The organism is Spirosoma taeanense, from assembly GCF_013127955.1.
GTDB classification, from domain to species: domain Bacteria; phylum Bacteroidota; class Bacteroidia; order Cytophagales; family Spirosomataceae; genus Spirosoma; species Spirosoma taeanense.
On record NZ_CP053435.1, the window covers coordinates 327,938 to 349,287 of the forward strand.

A 21,350-nucleotide genomic window follows, 5' to 3' on the forward strand; every position below is an offset into this window, starting at 1 on the left:
TGGCCCATTGAATCAATACATGATTTTATTGTAAAAAAAACATCAGATAGTCAAATCCTTTTGGGGTAACAGGCCGTAGTTATGCTACTATTTCCGAGGAACGGGAATTTACCTACTAAACTAATTAATACTCAATGGAAAGACTACCAAACGACCCGATGGTATCCCCGCAGGGCCTGACAGGTAAGGCGTCGGCCGCGGTTGGACGCCGTGTATTCATGCGCTATCTGGGTGCAACGGCTGCTGCTGGCGTGGCATTGACTGCCTGCCAAAACGAAATCATGGATCCGGTTACCGCTCGTGGGGCGGCTCGTGCCGGTGACGTGGTTGACCTCGGCGATATCGGATATAACGATGCCGGAGTTTTGAATTACGCCTATGCGCTGGAGCAACTGGAGGCTGCCTTCTATACGCAGGTGATCATGATGCCTTATACGGGTATGAATGGTTACGAGCGGTCAGTATTAACCGATATCCGCGATCATGAGATTGCACACCGCGATTTGTTTAAGGCTGCTCTGGGCAGCGCGGCTATTCCGGGCCTGACGCCAAACTTCAGCGCTATCAATTTCCGCAGCCGGACATCAGTTCTGGAAACGGCCCGCGTCTTTGAAGCCATTGGCGTATCGGCCTATAATGGCGCTGGCAAGCTGATCAAGAATGCCGATTACCTGACTCTGGCGGGTAAAATTGTTTCGGTCGAAGCGCGGCACACGGCTATTATCAGCGAAATGCTCAATATGATGACAGCCTCATTTGCCGGTGATGACATCGTAAACTCAACCACAGGTCTGGGAGAAGCACGTATGCCGGAAGAGGTTCTGGCGCTTGTAAGACCCTATATTCAGGAAACCATCAACGGTAAAAATCTGCCCAGTTAATCGAGCCATCAGCCATGAACTTACAAAACATACTGAACGAAATTGAAAAAGTTGACGCCGACGTATACGAGCGGCTCGACCATGTTACCCGCCGTCACGTTTTTCAGAACTTTCTGAAAAAGGCGGTTCTGGGGGCCGCTCCGGTAGCGTTTGGGGCAATCCTGAACAAATCTTACGCTCAGACAAACATTGTAAACGATGTTCTGAACTTTGCGCTGACGCTGGAATACCTCGAAGCCGAATTTTATAACCGGGGAGTAGCTTCGGGGCTGCTGACCGGCGAAGCACTGACTACGTTCCGGCAGATTCAGAAGCACGAAAATTCGCACGTGGCTGTCCTGAAAAGTGCTTTGGGGGGTGCCGCTGTCATGAAACCCAATTTTGACTTCACCGCCAAAGGAACCTACCCGGACGTATTTTCTAACTACCGGACGTTCCTGACGCTCTCGCAGGCGTTCGAAGATACCGGTGTTCGGGCTTATAAAGGCCAGGCACCCAATCTGATGTCGGCACCGGCGGTGTTGCAGGTGGCTCTGCAAATCCACTCGGTTGAAGCCATGCACGCGGCTAAAGTGCGGTATCTGGCAGGTATGAAAGGTTGGATTACCTCGTCAATGGGAGCACCGGCCGCAGTTTACGCGGATGATGCAGTCGTTATGCAGGCAGGTGTTAACGTCGCCAGTTTGACGGGTATGGCTCCTGACCGGGTTTCGGAAGCATTTGACGAGCCTCTGTCTAAAGAGCAGGTACTTGCCATTGTTACGCCGTTCCTGGCTTAAAAACAATTTACTGAAAACGGGAGAGGGTTCCTGAGGTAGTGAGTTTGTGAAACACACCTCCTCAGGAACCCTCTCTTTTTTGTTTAAACTTATGGCCGGGTGGCCGTAACGCTTTTGAGCCGCATCAATGAGCCTTTTTCAAAACGGTTCTGGCTGGGCGGATTGAGCAGACAAATCTGATTAACAACCCCTTCCCAGCCGGGCTGCCCCGCCAGATTGATTTCGTAAACCCGATACTGCCCATCGCCGATAATCGGAAAATCGACGTAACGTCCCGGAATATCGTAGAAGTCAATCTCTTCGGGCTTACGCCAGACGATCCGGGCAATGGTAGCCTGCGTCTTGAAAGCCGCCTGCACGTAAATTTTAGGAATATCGGCCGTTCGCCAGAACACCAGCGGACTGGATACGCGGAAGTTAGCTTTAGTCGTATCTACCCGCTGCCAGCTGATGTTTAATTCATTTGGAATCGGCCAGCCCTGATCGTAGGTGTTGGTGTAATACCAGTTTTGCCGATCATTGACAAACCGGTAGTTGGGCGCCGTTGCAGGGCGGGGCTGATTATAGGCATACTGCCGGATGTCGGTCAGCGAACCTACAACGAGCGTATACTCGAACTCATATTGGCCATTGTGGTCAATCTGAATAAATCCGTCGCTGTTCATATAACTGCTGGCCTCGTCAAATTCGTTACCCGCCCGGCTATTACCAAAAAAAGCTGTCCGGTAGCGAAATTCTCCGGCCTTATAGAGTCCTACACCCCTTCCCTGATCGTTCAGCAGGGCAATCCAGTTTTCAGTGGCGTAACGGGTAATCATATCCCGGTCGGTGAACTCCGAAACGGCGCCGTTTGTAAAGGGCTGCATACCTGTGTAGGTGACCATTCGATACCAGGGTGCGTTCAGGTAAACGCAGGGAGTTTCCTGCGTCCGGGCTTCGTATTTGGTAGTATCGGTTCGGTTGACGGTCGTGCGGCTCCGCACGTGGACTGTGTTTCCCTTCAGTTCAATCCAATGCTCCATAACGCAGTCGGCGGGTTCATCGAACAAAGGCCAGATGAGCGGAATGGTCTTAACGTAAAGCAGGTTCTGATTCTGTTGATAGCTTACAATCCTGGCCGGATGGTTGAAATAGTCGCCGGTCTGGACGGGATTCCAGCCAAGATACTTCCATTGCTCAACCGGGTCTTTGCCATTTACGGAGTACGGGTAAGGACCGCCGTAGAGCGCCGTCTGTAACTGACGACCCAGGTCAACATTGTTGATCATGTTGACATTGCTGCCTGCTTCCGACAGGTAATTGATGGCTCCGCCCATGTTGAGATCAATCGCCAGTCGGACCTTATCATTCGCAATAAATAAACGCTTTGGCGGGGCTGGCTGCTCTTTTGGCGGGCCGGAATTTGCGGGTGGTTGCGGCCGGGTAAAGGGTACTGTAGCCGGAAACTCCTGGACGCAGGAAAACGCCAGCAGGCCGACCAAAATGTACAGCAGATAAGAGAAGGGGCGGTTTAGAGCCATAAGAAAAGCTTCGGATCAACCAAAAATAAGCGCCCCGCAACCCTTTTCCAATTATTGTTATCTACTGACCGCTCAGCGGTTGTTTCGGGAGTAGGAGAATGAAGATGCACAACTTTTTGGGCTTAGGGTCTGTTCCTTTCAGTCGTATCCGCTAATTTTGCAGGATTTTTGTCGAGCCGTCAACGGGCTGACAATCATCGCGCCTTACATTCATTTCTTTTCATTTTTCATTGCCCCGCTGAAAAATGCCCAAAAACGCCAGTATCCGCTCAGTACTCATTATCGGCTCCGGCCCCATTATCATTGGCCAGGCCTGTGAGTTCGATTACTCCGGTTCGCAGGCCGCCCGCTCGCTTCGTGAAGAAGGAATCGAAGTAGCACTGATCAACTCCAACCCGGCTACGATCATGACCGATCCGATAAACGCCGACCACGTTTATCTGTTGCCGCTGGAGAAAAAATCCATCGTTAAGATTCTGGAAACGCATCGGGAGATGGGCCGGCCCATTGACGCCGTCCTGCCGACGATGGGCGGGCAGACTGCCCTGAATCTGGCCATTGACTGCGATAAGGCCGGTGTATGGGAGAAGTACGGTGTGCAGATTATTGGTGTCGATATTCGCGCCATCGAGACCACCGAAGACCGCGAGAAATTCCGGCTGCTGATGCTCGAACTGGGCGCAGGGGTCTGTAAAGGCCGCACGGCCCGGTCCTTCCTCGAAGGTAAGGAAATCGCGCAGGAGATTGGTTTTCCGCTCGTTATCAGACCATCGTTTACGCTCGGCGGCACCGGTGGCGGCTTTGTGAACACGCCGGAGGAATTCGACAAGGCATTGACTCACGGACTGCACGCTTCGCCGGTACATGAAGTACTCGTTGAGCAGAGCGTGATGGGCTGGAAAGAATACGAGCTGGAGCTCCTGCGAGACGGCAACGGCAACTTTATCATTGTCTGTTCCATTGAGAACTTCGACCCGATGGGCGTGCATACTGGCGACAGCATTACGGTAGCCCCAGCCATGACTCTGCCCGACACCCTCTACCAGCAGATGCGCGATCTGGCTATTCGGGTGATGACGGGGATTGGACAGTTTGCAGGCGGGTGCAACATTCAGTTTTCGGTAAATCCGCAAACTGATGATATAATTGTCATCGAAGTAAATCCCCGTGTGAGCCGGTCGTCGGCGCTGGCCTCAAAAGCAACGGGATACCCAATTGCCAAGATTGCCGCTAAAATGGCTATCGGCTATAACCTCGATGAGCTGACTAACCCCATTACGGGTACGACCTCGGCCTTCTTTGAGCCAGCCATCGACTACGTAATTGTAAAAGTGCCGCGCTGGAACTTCGACAAGTTTCCGGGCGCGGATCGTTCGCTGGGGCTGCAGATGAAATCGGTGGGCGAAGCTATGGGTATTGGCCGGAACTTCCAGGAAGCCCTGCAAAAAGCCTGTCAGTCACTCGAAATCCGGCGCAACGGCCTCGGTGCCGATGGCCGCGAACTGACCGACCGCACGGCGCTGACCAACAGTCTGCAGCACCCAAGCTGGAACCGGCTGTTTCATATCTACGATGCCTTTAAGGCGGGCATGTCGTTCCGCACGATTCAGCAACTGACCAAAATTGACCCCTGGTTCCTGCATCAGATCGAGGAGCTGATCGAACTAGAGCGCGAGATTGAACAGTACGATCTGGATGATCTGCCACCCGAGCTGCTCCGGACGGCCAAGCAGAAAGGCTATGCCGACCGCCAACTGGCTCACCTGCTGAGCGTAAAGGAAAGCAAGATATACGAGTATCGGCAGAAGCATAATATTCGGCGCGTTTATAAATGCGTGGATACCTGCGCAGCTGAGTTCGAAGCTCGCACACCTTATTATTACTCTACCTTCAATAGCGAGCCGCCCATCGCTACGGCTCCGGGGGTTCCTGTTTCCGATCTGCCCGGTAACGAATCGGTTCGGAGTAACCGGCCTAAAATTGTCGTGCTGGGTTCGGGGCCAAACCGCATCGGTCAGGGTATCGAGTTCGATTACTCCTGTGTGCATGGCGTTCTGGCCGCCAAGGAAGCCGGTTATGAAACCATCATGATCAACTGCAATCCGGAAACCGTTTCGACCGATCCGGACATTGCCGATAAACTCTACTTCGAGCCGGTGTTCTGGGAGCATGTGCATGCCATCATCATGCATGAGCAGCCAGTGGGCGTTATTGTGCAGCTAGGTGGACAGACGGCCCTCAAAATGGCCGAAAAGCTGACCCGCTACGGCGTGAAGATCATTGGTACAAGCTGGGAAGCCCTCGACCTGGCCGAAGATCGGGGCCATTTTTCGGCCCTGCTGCGCGATCTGGATATTCCATATCCAAAATTCGGAACCGTTCGGGAGGCTGAGGCCGCGCTGGAGCTATCGCGCGAACTGGGCTTTCCGCTGCTGGTACGCCCGAGTTACGTCCTGGGCGGGCAGAATATGAAAATCGTTATCAACGAGAACGAGCTGGAGCAGCACGTGATGAAGATTCTTCAGGACATTCCCGACAACAATATCTTGCTCGATCACTTCCTCGAAAATGCCATCGAGGCCGAGGCCGACGCTATCTGCGATGGCGAAGACGTACACATAATCGGCATCATGGAGCATATCGAACCGGCGGGTATTCACTCCGGCGATTCGTATGCAGTGCTGCCGCCCTTTGATCTCAGCGAGAACGTAATCCGGCAGATTGAAGAACACACCCGTAAGATTGCAGTGGCGCTCAAGACCGTTGGGTTGATTAACATCCAGTTCGCCATCAAGAACGAGGTTGTTTACATCATTGAAGCCAACCCGCGCGCCAGCCGGACGGTACCGTTTATCTGCAAAGCCTACCAGGAACCGTATGTCAACTACGCAACCAAAGTGATGCTGGGCGATAAGAAGGTTAAGGATTTTGACTTCAAGCCGGTTAAGAAAGGATATGCCATCAAGATTCCCGTGTTCTCGTTCAATAAATTCCCGAACGTAAACAAGGAGCTTGGTCCTGAGATGAAATCGACGGGCGAAGGTATCTACTTCATTGACGATTTAACTGACGATTTCTTTCAGAAGGTGTATAGCGAGCGGAATCTGTATCTGAGCCGGTAGTAATACTTCAGTTTATTAATAACAGCGGGCCGCTTTGTTCTGAACAAAGCGGCCCGCTGCGTATCTGACCATTTGGCTTAGAAGCCTAAACCGAGTGCAAACCCACGAACCGGCGTATTAACCGGAAAGGTAGCTCCCGGCGTAGCGGCTCCACTGGCCAGGTTAATAGAATAAACTCGCGTCGATCCCCCCGACCGTAGAAGGGCATACGCCATATTACTGGCGCCACCCACGTCGAACCCGTTGGCCCCTTCAATTTCAATTCCAAGCGAGCCTACGGCTACCAGCGTACCCGCATTGGGCGGATTCTGCTGATAGAGCATAGCGCTGCCCGTACGGGTATCGATTCCGAAGAGTGTCGTTGTCGCTGCGCCGGCAATGTTGTTGACATAAGCCGAAGCCGTTACGTTCGGCGGAATCGTGCTGGGGTTCGCCGGGGAGAAGGCCAGCGAGCCGTCCGTAGCCGATACGGTACCGTCGTTCGGATTCAGCCGCAGGTTCAGACCGGCATTGCTGACAACCCGAATGCGGTCGACGGTTGGGTTAAAATCAAAGCCAAAGTCGCCACCGCCAGCAGGCAGAGCGGGCGAGAAGGGTCCCGAGCCAACAGCCGTAGCCATCCCGTTCGAGGTGTTGATGGTGTATAGACGGCTGGTACTGCCCAGGGCATAAAGCTGTCCGTTAGCCGGGCGAAAATCAAGGCCATAAATCGTTTCGCCACTTTGCAAACCTGTAATTGTCTTGGTGGCGAGGTTGCCTCCCGTTTGCGGGTTGAAAATATACAGGCTATTCGCTCCGTTAACTGCGTAGGCTACGGCTTCGGTTGGAACCGCCAGCCCGACGATGCTTTGGCCTGGTAAGTTACCCAAACGCTCGGCCTGACCGGTTGTCAGATTGATCTGATACAAACCCTGCGTAATACCCTGGATGAGCGTAGCAATCGCGTTACCGTCGGGTGTAATGTCGAAACTGCCCGTGCCGGCAATGTCTATGCCCAGTGGCCCAACTTCGGCCAGTGTGCCGTTGTTGGGCGGGTCCTGCCGGTAAAGTTTATCTGTAATCGGATCAATATCGTATAGGGTCGTGGTTGTAACACCGGCGCGGTTGTTCGTATAAGCCACCCCCGTAATGGCCGCATTCGGGGCGCCGTTAATGGTGCCGTCAACGGCGGCAACGGTTCCGGTTTCAGGATTCAGCCGCAGATCCTGTCCCTGATTAGTAACCAGACGAATGCGGTCAACGGTGGGGTTAAAATCAAAGCCGACCGCATTGCCCGAAATAGCCGGGGAAAATGGACCTGCGCCTAAAGCCGTAGCCACGCCACTGTTGAGATTGATCATATACAGGCGGCTGCCGCTGCTCACGCCGTAAAGCTGCCCGGTTGCGGGCCGGAAATCGATGCCCACCAGCCGCTCATTGGTCGGCAGACCCGTAACATTGATGGTTGCCTGGGTCATGGCCGGGTTCTGCGTGTTTAACCTCAACAACTGATTGTTATCCGTCAGAACGTAAAACATGAAATCGGCGGATAGGCGAGCGTTCGCGTTTCCGCCGATATTCTGCGGGCTCAGTTGTTGCTGAGTCTCCCGGCAGGCATTGAGCGTCAGCAGCGAACCAATCGCCAGCAGACCCGCAACGTAACGAAGTTTGTGCATGTAGAGCATAGAGATCAAGTTTGAACTCTTCTGAAGCGAACAGAAGATCTTGTTTCGATCCTATACGGCAGAGGGCCTGGTCTGGATTTTATCAGATTAAAAAACCATTAAAAATGTATCGAATGGTATTTGGTGCCTGCGCTAACAGATGGGAAATAAAGGTGTCACCATTGCTTTTTCAGGCCTACGAAACTACCCACGGCATGAGCAAATAAAGTACCCTGATCGAGGGCGGCAGTAGTTGTCAGAGCCGTTCGCGGCCAGCGCGTGAAGCGCCATTGAGCCGACACAAGCATCGAGAACTGCCAAAATAGCTGTGGATACGGCTGATTGAACGTACCAAAATTACGGCTGTAGGAGAACCGGGCCGTTAGCATATGTCCCTGGCGAAACCGGCCCTCGGTTCCGGCGTACCACGCTACGACCCGGTTATTGGGAAAGAACCCGCCACCGGCATAAGTTTCAACAGCGGGTGCCAGATCAGCGCGGGGAGCGATAAACGGGGTGCCAAGCGTTCGGCCCCGGTACGACCAGCCCTGAATGTACTGACTATGGTTGAAATAGTTATCGCCCCCCTGATAACGAGCCGTTGGGTCAAAGGTTGGCCCGCTCTGGTTCGTGGTACTCAGCCATTCCACCACAACACGCCGGAGCTGAAATCCTGACCGTACGGGCCGTGCGTTTAAAAAACGCAGGCCGGTCAGACCATCCGGCAGATTCTGTAAAGCCAGTCCGGAGGCATCGTCGTAGAGGTGCTGGTGGTAAAGCAGGTAGTTCACGCTGCGGCCATGCCACTCCAGCCCAAAGTCGTAGCTGCCCACATGGTTGCCAATCCGGTTAGTGCCGTCGAAGTCTGTAAAGCGATCGTTCTGAAGGTCATCAGGGTAATTACCCGTTACGAGTGAAAGATAATCGCGGAAAGAGGTTGGTAGTTTACCAGCAACGGCCAGGGGCGTACCAATGAGGTAATCAGCCCGGCCACCCCACTGCACCTGGTGATTGAGCCCGGCGTAAAAACGGACTTTCCAATGCGGTTTTCCAAAGCGGCCGTAGAGGTATTTTTGATGAAGATAGCTCCCCCGGACGTAGGAGTTAATCAGCCAGCCGTGCGCGTAACCAGCTCGTAGGGCGATGAGTTTTTTGGTAAAGCCCAGGGATACAAATTCCGGCGTGTGCAGTTGTAGTTTGGGAAACGGAAGCGCATTTCCCGACCAGGCCACAAAGCCTGAAGTCAGCAACGTATCGCCCAGCCCCGCCACTTCCCGCCGATTGCCGCCAAACAGTTCCAGCCAGCCCAGGCGAACCTTTACGTAAGCATCAGGTAGCAGTAAGGCTGGATTGTTGGCTGTTGGTTGTGGCCCGATATTCAGAACGGCCTGTAAGCCATAACCCCAGTCGAGCCATGTCTTTCGTTTACTCGCTGAGTCGGGTCGAACTCTATAATTGCGTAAAGCGCCTAACCTGAGGGTGCCGAATGAGCCACGCGTTGGTATAGTGCCATATTGATTCGTGCGCAGCCAGAACGGCGTCTGGCTGGCTGATGCCGTCAGGGCACCTACTTCCACTGTGTACTGAACCTGTTTTGCTGATTGAGCCCGCACTGTTGGTAGGGAAGTGCCAATACCAACGGCAATTAAACCAATGAGATAATTTCCGCGCATAGCTCAGTAAACAGGTTTGTAATCAGCTTAACTGGCTATCAGCAGCTGGGTGGCCAATTTACATTCAGCGTCTAAATAATCCTGTTAATTGTAGGCTACGGTTGCGTTATCTACTGGTTGGTAGAACCGGCCAGCCTGATGCTGAAACCCTTTTCGCCGGATGGCGTTGTGAGTGTACAAACAACTCTGCTTTATGTTTCCAAGCGTTACCCTTAATAATGGCGTCGAGATGCCTTGCCTGGGTCTTGGCGTTTATGCCCCTAATCATAATAGTGAAGTGCAGCAGGCCGTCGAATGGGCCCTTGAAGCCGGCTGTCGGCTGATTGATACGGCGGCTGCCTACAAAAATGAGCGCGAAGTAGCCGATGCGCTGCAGGTGGCAGGTTTACCACGCCACGAAGTGTTTATCACGACCAAAGTATGGAACGACGATCAGGGCTATGATCAAACGTTGCGGGCATTTGACCAAAGTCTGGGAAAACTTCGGCTCGATGTGGTGGATCTGTACCTGATTCACTGGCCCGAGGGAAATAAGCGACGTGAAACCTGGCGAGCACTGGAAAAAATTTATGCTGACGGCCGCGCCCGCGCCATTGGCGTATCCAATTACTACCAGCCACATCTGAACGAACTGCTTGAGGAGGCTACCGTTACGCCCGCCGTTAATCAGGTTGAATTTAGCCCCTACTGCTATCTGCCTGATGTACTGGCTTACTGCCGGGATAAAAATATTCAGCCTGAGGGGTATGCTCCTCTGGTGCGGGGTGAGAAGCAAAATGATCCGCGACTGGTCGCTCTGGCAGAGAAATACGGCAAGACGACTTATCAGCTACTAGTGCGCTGGTCGTTACAGCATACTGTGATTACTATTCCAAAATCAGTAAACCGGGAGCGAATTCGGGAAAATTTTGATGTCCTCGATTTTACTATTGCCGAGGAAGATATGAATGAGATGAATACGTTTTACGACAATACCCGTATCGCGACTGACCCGCGTGACATTCCTTAGTCATACTGAGCAATCTGCAAATGCACAGCGGCCAGCCTGAGTGTTCAGGCTGGCCGCTATGTTTCTAACTTCTCTTCAAGGATTACCGATTAAAGCGGCTGCGATACTCCGGACCAACGCCGAAGCCATAGCCAAGCGTAAGCGTAATAGTTGAGTTTTTGATGTTCTGTAAGCCCGTGCCGCCCGCGATTGGCAGACTCGTTACGTCGCCTAAACCCAATGTATAGCGGGCGTCAACCAGGAAACGCTGCCGCTGACCAAAGCCTGGCCAGTTCAGCTGAAACCCCGCCAGAACGCCTAAATCGGCGTTTTTGAACGCATCTGAGTTTGTTCCGTCCGACTGATCAATGCCGCCCCGCTTTGCATTGATGCGTTTGGCGCTCATTGGCAGCGCAAGTGACGGGCCAAAAAATATGTTCGGGCGGAAGGCGCCATCAAGCGTCAGAAAGTAACGCAGAGCCACCGGAATTTCGATATAATTAATCTGCTGCTTAAACTCAACAGGGATATTGCCGGGATCGACGCCTGAAAACTTACCACCCCGCTGTGAATAGAGAACATCGGCAGATATGCCAAAATGATTTAGTGAACTATACATTAAAAAGGCGCCTGCTACTAGGCCCGGTGTGAGCTTATAGCCGTTAACATCGCCCCGCAATGTGGATAAATTTAAGCCAACACGTGGGCCGGCGCTGAAACGTTGTTGGCCATAAGTGGTTGAAAGACAAAAGAAAAGCGCAAAAACTGCTGCGGATAAGCTATTGCCGGAAATTGAGCGAAACATAGAGCATAATGATTGGTGATTCTGCCCGGTTAACGCGCTTACTTTCCTAAATGTTTTGCTATCCTGCCTTACTTTTTAGATTCCGGTCAAATTCGGTCTGTTTAAATCAATAATTAAAGGTAACGTACGGCCTTAGATTTGGGTCTGAATTGGATAACCGGCTGCGTTCGGATTATGAAGGCAGAGCAGCTCTGGCAGAATAGACTCAGACCGTAAAGCTATTCGATAAAGCGTTTGTTCGTGGGTTGATTTGACTGTGGGCCAATGGGCCGTTGTCTGTTCAATTGGTTTGACAGGCTTCGGTTTAAGCTGATGTTTCGGCCCAAAAAAGATAAAATAAATTGCCATGGCCAGCATAAACAGAATAGCGGCCGTGGTTGTGGCAATCCAGAGCGGCCAGAGCCGCTTTTTTGTGGCCGATGCATGTATGCGTTTCTGCAGGGCATCGCGTAGACTAGCCAACTGGTCGGCAGTAGGCGTTGCCGTTTGCTGCATAGCCTCCAGGCCAGCAAGCGCATCGGCATAAAAAGGGTCTTCCAGCAATAACCGTTCTACCCGATGCTGGGCAGAGCCGCTTAACTGTCCGGCCTGGTAAGCCCGCAAGTCATCAAGAGTAAGTTGATCGTTCATTTGTTTAGGGCGGACAGCAGTCCAAACCACATGAATAGACTGTCAATGGTTGCAGCCTGAACACCCTGCTCAACTCATCACAGCAGGCAGGTACTATGCTTACTGGCTCATACAAAGTTTTAACATTCGCCGGCCATTTTGCAGGTAGCTCTTTACCTGCTTAAGGTCATAGCCTGTTTGCTGGGCAATTTCAGCATAACTCTTCTGATCAAAGTAAAACAAAGTCAGACAGGTACGTTGTTCGGCTGGCAAGGTCTGCAGGCAGGCTTCCATACGCGTTAGATCCTCTTCAAGCTCCGTTGACTTTCCGTTTGTACTATCATCGATCAGGCTGGTGAGCCAGTGTGTATCTGCTTCCTCATCTAGGGTTTCACCGGTTGGCAAAGCTGCTTTAGGGTGAGCCTGGTTTTTGCGAAGCTGCATTAGGCAATAATTCCGGGCTACACTGTGCAGCCACGACTGAAATTGCTGTACATCGTGTCGGCGCAGATCCGTTACTAACTGTTCAAAAAGATGCATGACCGCATCTTTAGCTTCTTCTTCGTCGCGCAGGTAATTGTAACACACGGCATAAATCAACTCCATATGCCGCTCATAGAGCTCGCCCAGCACCGTCAAATCACCTGTGGCGCGATAGGCAGCAACGTACTCAGCATCCGTTGTTGGTTTGCTCTTGCGAAACCGTTTCAAAAACATGCATTTCCTGAATTATCACTACTACTGCTAAGATGATTACCCCAATCCAATTCCATACGCCATCTACAACATTGTCATTAATAACAGTCTCCGAGAAATTTTTTGCTAAAATTTAATAGTAATATAATTTCTTTATTGAGCGGCTGAAAAAATAGAAAAAATACAAATATGTATGATTATTGCAAGATTAAGTTATGAAATATTCAGGATAAGTAACGCATATTTTAATTAGAGGTACTATTAATAGGTTCATATACCATATAATAAATGAATACGTCTTGGACTGTTGTTTTTAATTGGAAATTCCTAGATGCATTTTTGTAGAAGCGCGCAAAAAAAATCGATTCACCTGCCTTGTTTTTATTAAATGGATTTGCTTAGTTTACATTTAATAATCTTTGGTAATAAATAGTTGGTATATAGGATAAATTGTACACATTATTTCTGTTAAATCTCCTATGAAACTTTTTGGATTACTTATTGGGCTATTGATCGCCCAGATGGCAACAGCTCAGGACTGTAACTGTGCGTACACAATCACCAAGACCGGCATGTATGACGGCAAATCGCTCAAGATTGCCCCCGGCTCGACGGTCTGCATCAAGGCGGGCGCTTACACCTACCTCCGACTCAACAACTTCGTCGGCACCCCCGACAAGCCCATCCGCTTCATCAACTGCGGAGGCCTGGTCGACGTCAATTATCCCACCGGCTCCTCGACGGGCATCGCCTTCCAGGGATGCCGCTACTTCCAGATCACCGGCACCGGCGACAAGCGCTACGAGTATGGCATCCGCATTTCCCAAACGGGCACCAACATCTCGGGTCTGAACATCACCAATATGAGCTCAGACTGTGAGGTAGACCATATGGAGGTGTCCAACACGGGTTTTGCTGGCATCATGATCAAGACTGATCCGACCTGTGATCCCGCTACCCAGCGGGCTAACTTCACGATGTACAATGTGAAGGTGCACCACAACTATGTCCACGACACCAAAGGGGAGGGACTCTACATCGGCAACTCGTTCTGGAATGGAGGAATGACCCGTAACTGCGACGGCGTCGACGTAAAGGTGTTTCCGCACAACATCGTAGGTCTGGAAATTGCCTACAACCGCACCGAGAACACGGGCTGCGAGGGCATCCAGTATGCTTGCGCACCTGAGTCGCAGGTGCACCACAACACGGTCTATAATTCCGGCATTGATCCATTCGATCCTTACCAGGACAATGGGGTGCAGATTGGGGGTGGGGTAAGCGGCCGCTTTTACAACAACACCATCCGCAAGGCGCAGGGAACTGGGCTGATGATTGTTGGTCATCTGGGCCCCAACTACATTTACAACAACATCATTACCAAGGCGGGTGATAACGGCATCTTCGTTGATGAGCGGGCCGGCAGTCTGCCAAATGTAGACATCGTGCTGGCTAACAACACCATCAACAAAGTGAAAGGGGAGGGTATCAAGCTCTACAACGAGACCCAGAACACGTATATTCTGAACACGGCCATCACGGGAGTCGGAGATAACAAATACCTGTCTACCCTGAACAGCAAAGTACGGTTTACGGCGCAGAACAACTTTACGGCTTCTAACAACAAAGAGGCAAAATACAAGAACGGTGACGGTGAAGAAGATGAAGATTACCACACCGTTTCAAGTTCTCCGCTTATTAACAAGGGGCAGGACGTCAGACGCTTTGGTATTGTTACCGATCTGGACGATGTGGCCCGGCCTAAAGGGGGCGCTTTTGACATTGGTGCCTACGAAACCGGTGCAAATGGAGCGCGCCAAAGCGCTCCTGTCCTTGCCGAACTGGCTGAGACGGTTGTGGTTCGTGCTTTCCCCTCGCCCTGCGTCGATCAGCTCACTGTGCGGTTGAGTAACGAAGAAGTCATTACCGATTTAAGTATCGTTGACCGCGCTGGACGGGTCCTCTCACGGCATCAGCCTTCGGCTCCGGCTGCGGAGATAACCCTGCCGGTGAATCAGTTGAGCAGCGGAGTTTATCTGATTCGGATCGCCACCGGAATCGGGCAATACGTCGGACGTTTCCTGAAGCAGTAAATCCAAGTCTAATTCAAACAAAATCGCCAGCCTGTTCTCCCCGGGGAGAACAGGCTGGCGATTTTGTTTTTGAAAATAAACGGTTCGTCTGCCTTTTGCTAAATTGGATGCCGCTTAATCAACGTGAAAATTAATTAATCGGCTGATATAGATTACATTGGCCTCTATTGTGAATTAGAAAAGCATTTGTACTAAAACCTATAAGTCGATTGGTATGCAGAAATTATTTACTGTTTTATGTATAGTCATGCTGGGAACAGCAGTTCGGGCACAATCCTGTAATTGCACGTATACAATTACAAAAACGGGTGTTTATGATGGGGCTCTTCTTGGCATTGCCCCCGGTTCGACGGTCTGCATTAAAGGGGGTGCCTATCAATATCTGCGGCTTAACAACTTCACGGGCGCACCCGGTAATCCGATTACGTTTGTTAACTGCGATGGACTGGTTGACCTCAATTCAACCCAGACAACCCAAAGCGGTTTGAATGTTCAGGCAAGTCGCTACTTCCGCATTACGGGTACGGGCGACAGTCGTTACCCCTACGGTATCAAAGTATCTGGCACTGGTAAAGACGCTACAGCAATGAACATTCTGGCCAAAAGCTCCGACTGCGAAATTGATCATGTTGAAATTGCTAGTGCGGGTTTTGCGGGGATTATGGTCAAAACTGACCCCAAATGCGATCCGTTAACCCAGCGCGGGGGCTTCATAATGTACAACGTAAAGATTCATGAGAATTATGTTCACGATACGAAAGGTGAAGGGTTCTATATTGGCCACTCGAACTGGGGGAACGGAGTTTATTTGAATTGCGATGGAACGCAGATAACCGTTTACCCACACGAAATCATTGGTCTGGAATTGTATAACAACATTACCGACCATACGGGCGCAGAAGGGATTCAATTTTCGTGCTCCATTGATGCGCAGGTACATCACAATACGGTCACTTATGCGGGCGTATCGCCGTTTGGTGTTAACCAGGACAATGGCGTTCAAATCGGTGGGGGCACAAGCGGGCGCTTTTATAACAACGTCATTCAGTACTCGCAGGGGGATGGCATCAGTATGCTGGGCCACCGGGGACCTAATTATATCTATAATAACCTGATTACCAACTCGGGCATCAACGGTATATATATCGATAACCGTACAGGTACACTGACAGGACCGGATGTAGTGGTAGCTAACAACACAATCATCACTACTGCTGACGGAGGTATTCGGTTCTACAACGAAACCAACAATAATTACGCCTACAACAACGCTATAGCGGGTGTAACATACACTAAGTCGATTACCACGACTAACAACTCGTTTCCATTGATAAAGGCCAACAACCTGATGTCGCCACTGGTTAGCGACGGTAAATTTGTTGACGCGGCTACTGGTAACTATCGGCCCACGGCAAGTTCGCCCCTTGTCAATGCAGGTAAAGATGTCAGTATCTGGGGAATTACCGCTGATCTGGATAATAATGCTCGTCTGCTGGGAATCGCTACTGATGTAGGCGCTTATGAATACATACCAACGACAAGTGGTGCACGTATAGGGGCTACGGAACTTATTGAGCCGATCAGAATGAGCATATACCCTGCTCCTGCGCAGGAACAGGTAACTATCCGGCTCAACTCAGGCGAGCCAATTTATGAATTGTCCATTATCGATGGTAGTGGCCGAACCCGCATGAGTCACACGCCCGCTGAGCCGTCTGTCGAGCTGACAGTGACGGTAGGTCGGTTAAACAGCGGTTTGTATCTGGTGCGCGTCAGGACAGAATCAGGCACCCAAACCGGACGTTTACTACGGCAGTGAAGCCTGGCTCAGATCGAAATATTCAGGCTGAAAAGCAGCTTGCCGCTTAATAACTATCGGGCCATTCAGTCAAGTCAATAGACAAACACCGGATGGAGCATCTTAATTTCGTCCAATAGCTGTCTGTCTATTGTGGGAAAGATCCTGATTCATCAACTGTGTTTTGTTATCATAAGCACCTGGTCACTGAGCCTTGCAAAAGCCCAGCAAGCCCAGTGTGCCTGCGATTACGTAATCAAAACCAGTGGAGTGTATCAGTCGAAAGACATAAATCCGCTCCCGGGCAGCACCATCTGTATTCAGGCCGGTACCTACGACCGACTGAAGTTTATCGGCTTTGCGGGAGATTCGACTAAACCACTTCGCTTTGTTAACCTGGGCGGGCGGGTCGTACTGAAGAGTCTTACGGCTGTTAACGCGCTGGAATTTACCGACTGCCGGCACTTTATTATATCGGGTGGTGGTCAGAAAGACCTGAAATATGGCTTTGTTGCAGGCGCATCGTATAAAGACATAACGGCAGTTCACGTCAACGGGAAAAGCTCCAATTTTGAAATTGAGCGGATAGAGGTTAACGAAGCTGGTTTTGCTGGTTTGATGATTAAGGCTGATCCGACCTGCGATTCGACAACCTGGCGCAGCCATTTTACCATGGCTAACGTTCACGTTCATGACAACTATATTCATGACGTGGCTGGAGAAGGCATGTACATTGGCAACTCCTTCTGGGGACAGGGGCAAGCCCGTACCTGCGCTGGTCAGAGTGTTCGGGTGTTGCCGCACAATATTTTAAAGCTGCATATTCACCATAACCTCGTCGAGCGAACCGGTTGTGAAGGCATTCAGATTGGCTGTGCGCCTGATTTTGACGTTCATCATAATATTGTCCGAACCGCGGGAATAAAACCATTTACGGCTGATCAGGATAACGGCGTTCAGATTGGCGGGGGAGCGGGTGGAAAACTTCACCACAATTATTTTGAAGATGCGCAGGACGTCGGTCTGATTATTGTTGGTCACCTGGGTGATTTGATGGTCGCAAACAATGCCGTAATCAATTCAAAAGGGGTAGGCGTGTTTTGTGACGAGCGAACGGGCTCGCTTCCCAATGTAAATGTCCGATTTATCAACAATACGTTCATTAATACCGGCGAAGATGGGTTTCGACTCTATAACGAGACTCAGAAAAACTCGCTTATCAATAACGTCATCGTCAACATCAACACCAAGAACAGCACCGACCCGTTCAAATACATCAGTTTCGGACAGCAGGCTAAGGCCGAAGAGATGAATAATGTGACTACGCAGACGGTCGCATCCCTGAAGTTTCTGGATCAGGCAATTGGCAACTTTCGACTAACGGCTGGTTCTCCACTGATTGATAAAGGCACGGATGTTTCCAGTCTGGGCATTACGTCGGATCTGGCCGATCGGGTGCGTCCACAGGGGGCAGGCTTTGACATCGGTGCGTTTGAATTTGGCGAACAGCAGGCCATTGCGCCAACGTTAGTTGCTACTACCTGCGAAACGGCATCAAAACCAAACACAATTACGCTTCAGCCGGGCGTGAAAGCTCCCCCGTGGAGATTATTACAGCGATTGAAGAACCGAGCGGAGCGGTTACGCTGACACTGGCACCCGTACCCAGCCAGGACCGATTGATCGTGGATGTAGGGGTAGGTGTTGAAATGCGACAGGTAATCGTTGCTGGCCTGAACGGTCAGCAGATAGCTCAGTTCAGTTTCAGAACCCGTGAAGTTGTAGGCCGGTATGAAATTTCGCTTGCGGGTTATGCAAGCGGCACGTACATCGTTATCGTTGACACCCCAGTCGGAAGGCTGAGTCGGCGGTTTGTGAAAAACTAGTGTACGGTATCTGTGAGGAACAGTTACCAAAAACTATTGATATTGTACAAAAGCATGTTTATTAAACGGTTAGTCATCCTATCAAATGGGCTAATTGCTTAAGAAACAAACAGTTTTAGAGGACCAACCGCTTAAAAACATTTTTGATTTTTCCTTTAACGCTGCTAACAAAACGCTTAACTTTTGATTCAGTTAGATTAGTAAACCACTTTATCCACGGTATATGTTGAGCGAAAACTACCACGTGCTATTCATCGACGAGGATATCTTCATCCGGAATATCCTACGGCATACGCTCTCGTCGGAATTCAGGTTGACAGCTATGCCCAACGGCATCGAAGCTATGTCGTGGCTGGAGCAGGGAAACGAGCCAGATATTATTGTGACAGAACTTAAGCTGTCTCATTTAGACGGGCTCGAACTGATCCGGCTGGTTCGAGGAAGCACCCTTTGGGGGCACATCCCCATTCTAGTTCTGTCGGTCATGGATGACAGCGCTACTCGAATTGACTGCCTTGACAGCGGGGCAGATGGTTACATGAACAAGCCGTTTAATCCTATGGAAGTACGGGCCAAGATTCGAGCTATCCTACGGCGGACTCAGTCTAATGTACCTTTAGTTGCTTCATATTGATTTGACGCTTTACTTTTAATGTATGGCTACGTCTACTGTAGCCGGGCCGCACTTTCGGGTTTTATACCTGGAGCGAGACCCGGAAGCCGCCTTATTGTTTATTCGGGCATTTGGTCAATACGTAACGATCGAAACACTCGAAGATTCTGAAGAAGCTATTGCTTACTTGCGGGAGGGTAACGCGGTTGATATTGTTGTGATAAATGAACAGAATGGAGGCTTTCAATTCCTGCAAACCGTCCGCGAAAGTCCCTTTCTGCGCAGTATACCGGTTCTGCTCATGACGCCCCGGCTTACGCCGGCTGTGCAGCGTCGGGCGCTGGAGTTGAAAGCCATTGATGTCTATCCCATAACCTTTCGGGAAGAGGATTTACGGCTTCGTCTGGATTATCTGATCCGGCGTAAGCAGTATCTGGCCGAGCGAAGTGCTTCTGCTAATGGCATTTCCTGGACAACCAGCGAGGCTACCGCACCAGCTCCCCTGGTCAGCATACCGAAACCAACCCGGATGCCGCTCTGGAAGCGATCCTTCGACGTGCTGGTATCAGCCACGGCACTGACGCTTCTGTCGCCCCTGATGGCGCTTGTAGCCCTCATCATCCGACTCGATTCAAAAGGGCCTGTTCTATACCGGTCTAAGCGGGTTGGCTCTGGTTATCGGACGTTCGATATGTATAAATTTCGAACGATGAACACAGGAGCCGATCAATTGATCGGAACCATGGCTTCGCAGAACATTTACAGCCAGGCAGCCCCCAAAACAGAGGATCAGCTCGAGCGTTGCGAAGTTTGTACTTCATCGGGCATCGAATGTCAACGTCCTTTGTTCCTGAACGATAAACAAATCTGTGAACACGCTTACCGGGATAGTAAACGCGCTAAAGCTATGTTTATGAAATTCCGGGAAGATCCGCGCGTAACGCGGCTGGGTCGATTCCTGCGCAACACGAGTATCGACGAACTACCGCAGCTCTTTAATATCCTGCTGGGTGATATGTCGCTGGTGGGTAACCGCCCGTTGCCGCTTTACGAAGCAGAACGGCTCACAACCACCGGATTTGCGCAGCGGTTTGCGGCTCCTGCCGGCCTGACCGGTCTCTGGCAGGTGATGAAACGTGCCAAAGGTCAGGAGCGAATGTCTGATCTGGAGCGTATTCAACTGGATGTCCGGTACGCGGAAACGTTCTCGTTCCGGACGGATTTTCAAATTATGCTTAAAACAATTACAGCGGTATGGCAGAAGGAGAACGTCTGAGCAAGCCAACTTCAGGTGCCGTAGCTGACCATGACGCGACCGCTGCCCGACTGGATTGGCCGCTTGTTTCCATTATTACGATCAACTATAATCAGCCGGGCCTGACCCGTCTGTTTTTGAATTCTGTCAGCCGGCTGACCTATCCCAATTTTGAGGTAATCGTGGTTGACAACGGCTCGAAAGAAGATCCAACGGAGGCTGTTCGAAGCAGTGATTACCCCGAAGCCCGGCTTTTTTTGACGGGTCAGAACCTGGGCTTTTCGGGTGGTAATAACCTCGGCATGCGTCTGGCGAAAGGCGATTTTTACTTCATCGTCAACAACGACACCGAAGTAACCCCTGATCTGATCGACGCGTTGATGGAGCCAATGCTGGCGAACCCGACAATTGGTGTTGTCTGTCCGAAAATCCGGTATTTTGACCAGCCGGAGGTTATTCAGTATGCGGGCTATAATCCCATGAATGTTTATACCGGGCAGGCGGGTATGGTGGGCAGTCACGAGGTCGATAAAGGGCAGTTTGACCGGCCCGGTCCAACGTCGTTTGCGCATGGCTGTGCTATGCTGGTTCGTCGGGAAGTCGTTGAGCGGGTTGGCGCCTTCGCCGAGCAGTTCTTTCTGTATTACGAAGAACTGGACTGGTCGGCTCGTATTTTGCGGGGCGGCTACCAGATCTATTTTCAACCTACCGCCCTGATTTATCACAAAGAATCATCGTCGGTTGGCAAGGCCAGTCCGTTAAAAGTGTATTACATGACCCGAAACCGGATTTTGTATATGCGCCGGAACACACCGCTTTCGCAACGGGCGGTGTTTTATGCCTTTCTTACGGGTATGGTGATTCCCAAACATGTGTTGACGTATTTGCTGAAAGGCCAGTTTGCTTATTTAAAGGCTTTTTGCCGGGGTCTGGCCTGGAACGTAACTCACGCGCTGTAGAACAGGAACCGGTTGTGACCGATATTTGCT

17 protein-coding genes are annotated in these 21,350 nt (G+C 51.0%); 11 read left to right on the forward strand and 6 right to left on the reverse strand.

Going from position 1 to position 21,350, the window contains the following annotated elements; genetic code table 11:
* Positions 1–134: 134 nt before the first annotated feature.
* Positions 135–881, forward strand: a complete 747-nt coding sequence (locus HNV11_RS01455; RefSeq protein WP_171737970.1) for a ferritin-like domain-containing protein — start codon at positions 135–137, stop codon at positions 879–881.
* 14 nt (positions 882–895) lie between these two features.
* Positions 896–1,660 carry a ferritin-like domain-containing protein gene (locus HNV11_RS01460; RefSeq protein ID WP_171737971.1) on the forward strand — a complete coding sequence of 255 codons (765 nt, stop codon included), beginning with the start codon at positions 896–898 and terminating at the stop codon, positions 1,658–1,660.
* A gap of 89 nt (positions 1,661–1,749) precedes the next feature.
* Here the strand turns inward: HNV11_RS01460 and HNV11_RS01465 are convergent, their stop codons facing one another.
* Entirely contained in the window at positions 1,750–3,180 is a 1,431-nt protein-coding gene (locus HNV11_RS01465; RefSeq protein WP_171737972.1) for a hypothetical protein, read from the reverse strand.
* A 245-nt stretch (positions 3,181–3,425) separates the two neighbouring features.
* Between HNV11_RS01465 and carB the strand changes: the two genes are divergently transcribed.
* Entirely contained in the window at positions 3,426–6,302 is a 2,877-nt protein-coding gene (carB, locus tag HNV11_RS01470; protein ID WP_171737973.1) for a carbamoyl-phosphate synthase large subunit, read from the forward strand.
* A gap of 77 nt (positions 6,303–6,379) precedes the next feature.
* Here carB and HNV11_RS01475 read toward each other — a convergent pair whose 3' ends face one another.
* Positions 6,380–7,966, reverse strand: coding sequence for a DUF4394 domain-containing protein (locus HNV11_RS01475; protein ID WP_171737974.1), 1,587 nt, complete (start codon positions 7,964–7,966; stop codon positions 6,380–6,382).
* 155 nt (positions 7,967–8,121) lie between these two features.
* On the reverse strand, positions 8,122–9,618 hold the full coding sequence (locus tag HNV11_RS01480) for a capsule assembly Wzi family protein (RefSeq protein ID WP_171737975.1): 1,497 nt from the start codon (positions 9,616–9,618) through the stop codon (positions 8,122–8,124).
* A gap of 193 nt (positions 9,619–9,811) precedes the next feature.
* Between HNV11_RS01480 and HNV11_RS01485 the strand changes: the two genes are divergently transcribed.
* On the forward strand, positions 9,812–10,627 hold the full coding sequence (locus HNV11_RS01485) for an aldo/keto reductase (RefSeq protein ID WP_171737976.1): 816 nt from the start codon (positions 9,812–9,814) through the stop codon (positions 10,625–10,627).
* A gap of 82 nt (positions 10,628–10,709) precedes the next feature.
* Here HNV11_RS01485 and HNV11_RS01490 read toward each other — a convergent pair whose 3' ends face one another.
* The 3 genes from HNV11_RS01490 to HNV11_RS01500 all read right to left on the reverse strand — a co-directional run bounded on the left by HNV11_RS01490 (position 10,710) and on the right by HNV11_RS01500 (position 12,737).
* The gene (locus tag HNV11_RS01490; protein WP_171737977.1) at positions 10,710–11,411 is read right to left on the reverse strand and encodes a porin family protein; all 702 of its coding nucleotides are present in this window, start codon (positions 11,409–11,411) and stop codon (positions 10,710–10,712) included.
* A gap of 132 nt (positions 11,412–11,543) precedes the next feature.
* A complete protein-coding gene (locus HNV11_RS01495) occupies positions 11,544–12,041 on the reverse strand; it encodes a hypothetical protein (RefSeq protein WP_240163683.1) in 498 nt (165 codons plus the stop codon).
* A 99-nt stretch (positions 12,042–12,140) separates the two neighbouring features.
* A complete protein-coding gene (locus HNV11_RS01500) occupies positions 12,141–12,737 on the reverse strand; it encodes an RNA polymerase sigma factor (protein ID WP_171737978.1) in 597 nt (198 codons plus the stop codon).
* Positions 12,738–13,195: 458 nt separating this feature from the next.
* Between HNV11_RS01500 and HNV11_RS01505 the strand changes: the two genes are divergently transcribed.
* From HNV11_RS01505 to HNV11_RS01535, 7 genes are all read left to right on the forward strand, one after another.
* Positions 13,196–14,809: a right-handed parallel beta-helix repeat-containing protein gene (locus tag HNV11_RS01505; RefSeq protein ID WP_171737979.1), complete on the forward strand. Its 1,614-nt coding sequence runs from the start codon at positions 13,196–13,198 to the stop codon at positions 14,807–14,809.
* Positions 14,810–15,056: 247 nt separating this feature from the next.
* A complete protein-coding gene (locus tag HNV11_RS01510; protein ID WP_240163684.1) occupies positions 15,057–16,628 on the forward strand; it encodes a right-handed parallel beta-helix repeat-containing protein in 1,572 nt (523 codons plus the stop codon).
* Between the two features lie 132 nt (positions 16,629–16,760).
* A complete protein-coding gene (locus HNV11_RS01515) occupies positions 16,761–18,257 on the forward strand; it encodes a right-handed parallel beta-helix repeat-containing protein (protein WP_171737981.1) in 1,497 nt (498 codons plus the stop codon).
* Positions 18,209–18,493, forward strand: coding sequence for a T9SS type A sorting domain-containing protein (locus HNV11_RS01520; RefSeq protein WP_171737982.1), 285 nt, complete (start codon positions 18,209–18,211; stop codon positions 18,491–18,493). The genes HNV11_RS01515 and HNV11_RS01520 overlap by 49 nt, the downstream gene beginning before the upstream one ends.
* A gap of 223 nt (positions 18,494–18,716) precedes the next feature.
* Positions 18,717–19,127 (forward strand): response regulator transcription factor, encoded by a 411-nt coding sequence (locus tag HNV11_RS01525; RefSeq protein WP_171737983.1) that lies wholly within the window; start codon positions 18,717–18,719, stop codon positions 19,125–19,127.
* Positions 19,128–19,149: 22 nt separating this feature from the next.
* Positions 19,150–20,382: a sugar transferase gene (locus HNV11_RS24125; protein WP_171737984.1), complete on the forward strand. Its 1,233-nt coding sequence runs from the start codon at positions 19,150–19,152 to the stop codon at positions 20,380–20,382.
* On the forward strand, positions 20,361–21,320 hold the full coding sequence (locus HNV11_RS01535) for a glycosyltransferase family 2 protein (protein WP_171737985.1): 960 nt from the start codon (positions 20,361–20,363) through the stop codon (positions 21,318–21,320). Before HNV11_RS24125 ends, HNV11_RS01535 begins: the two co-directional genes overlap by 22 nt.
* The last annotated feature ends 30 nt before the right edge of the window (positions 21,321–21,350 follow it).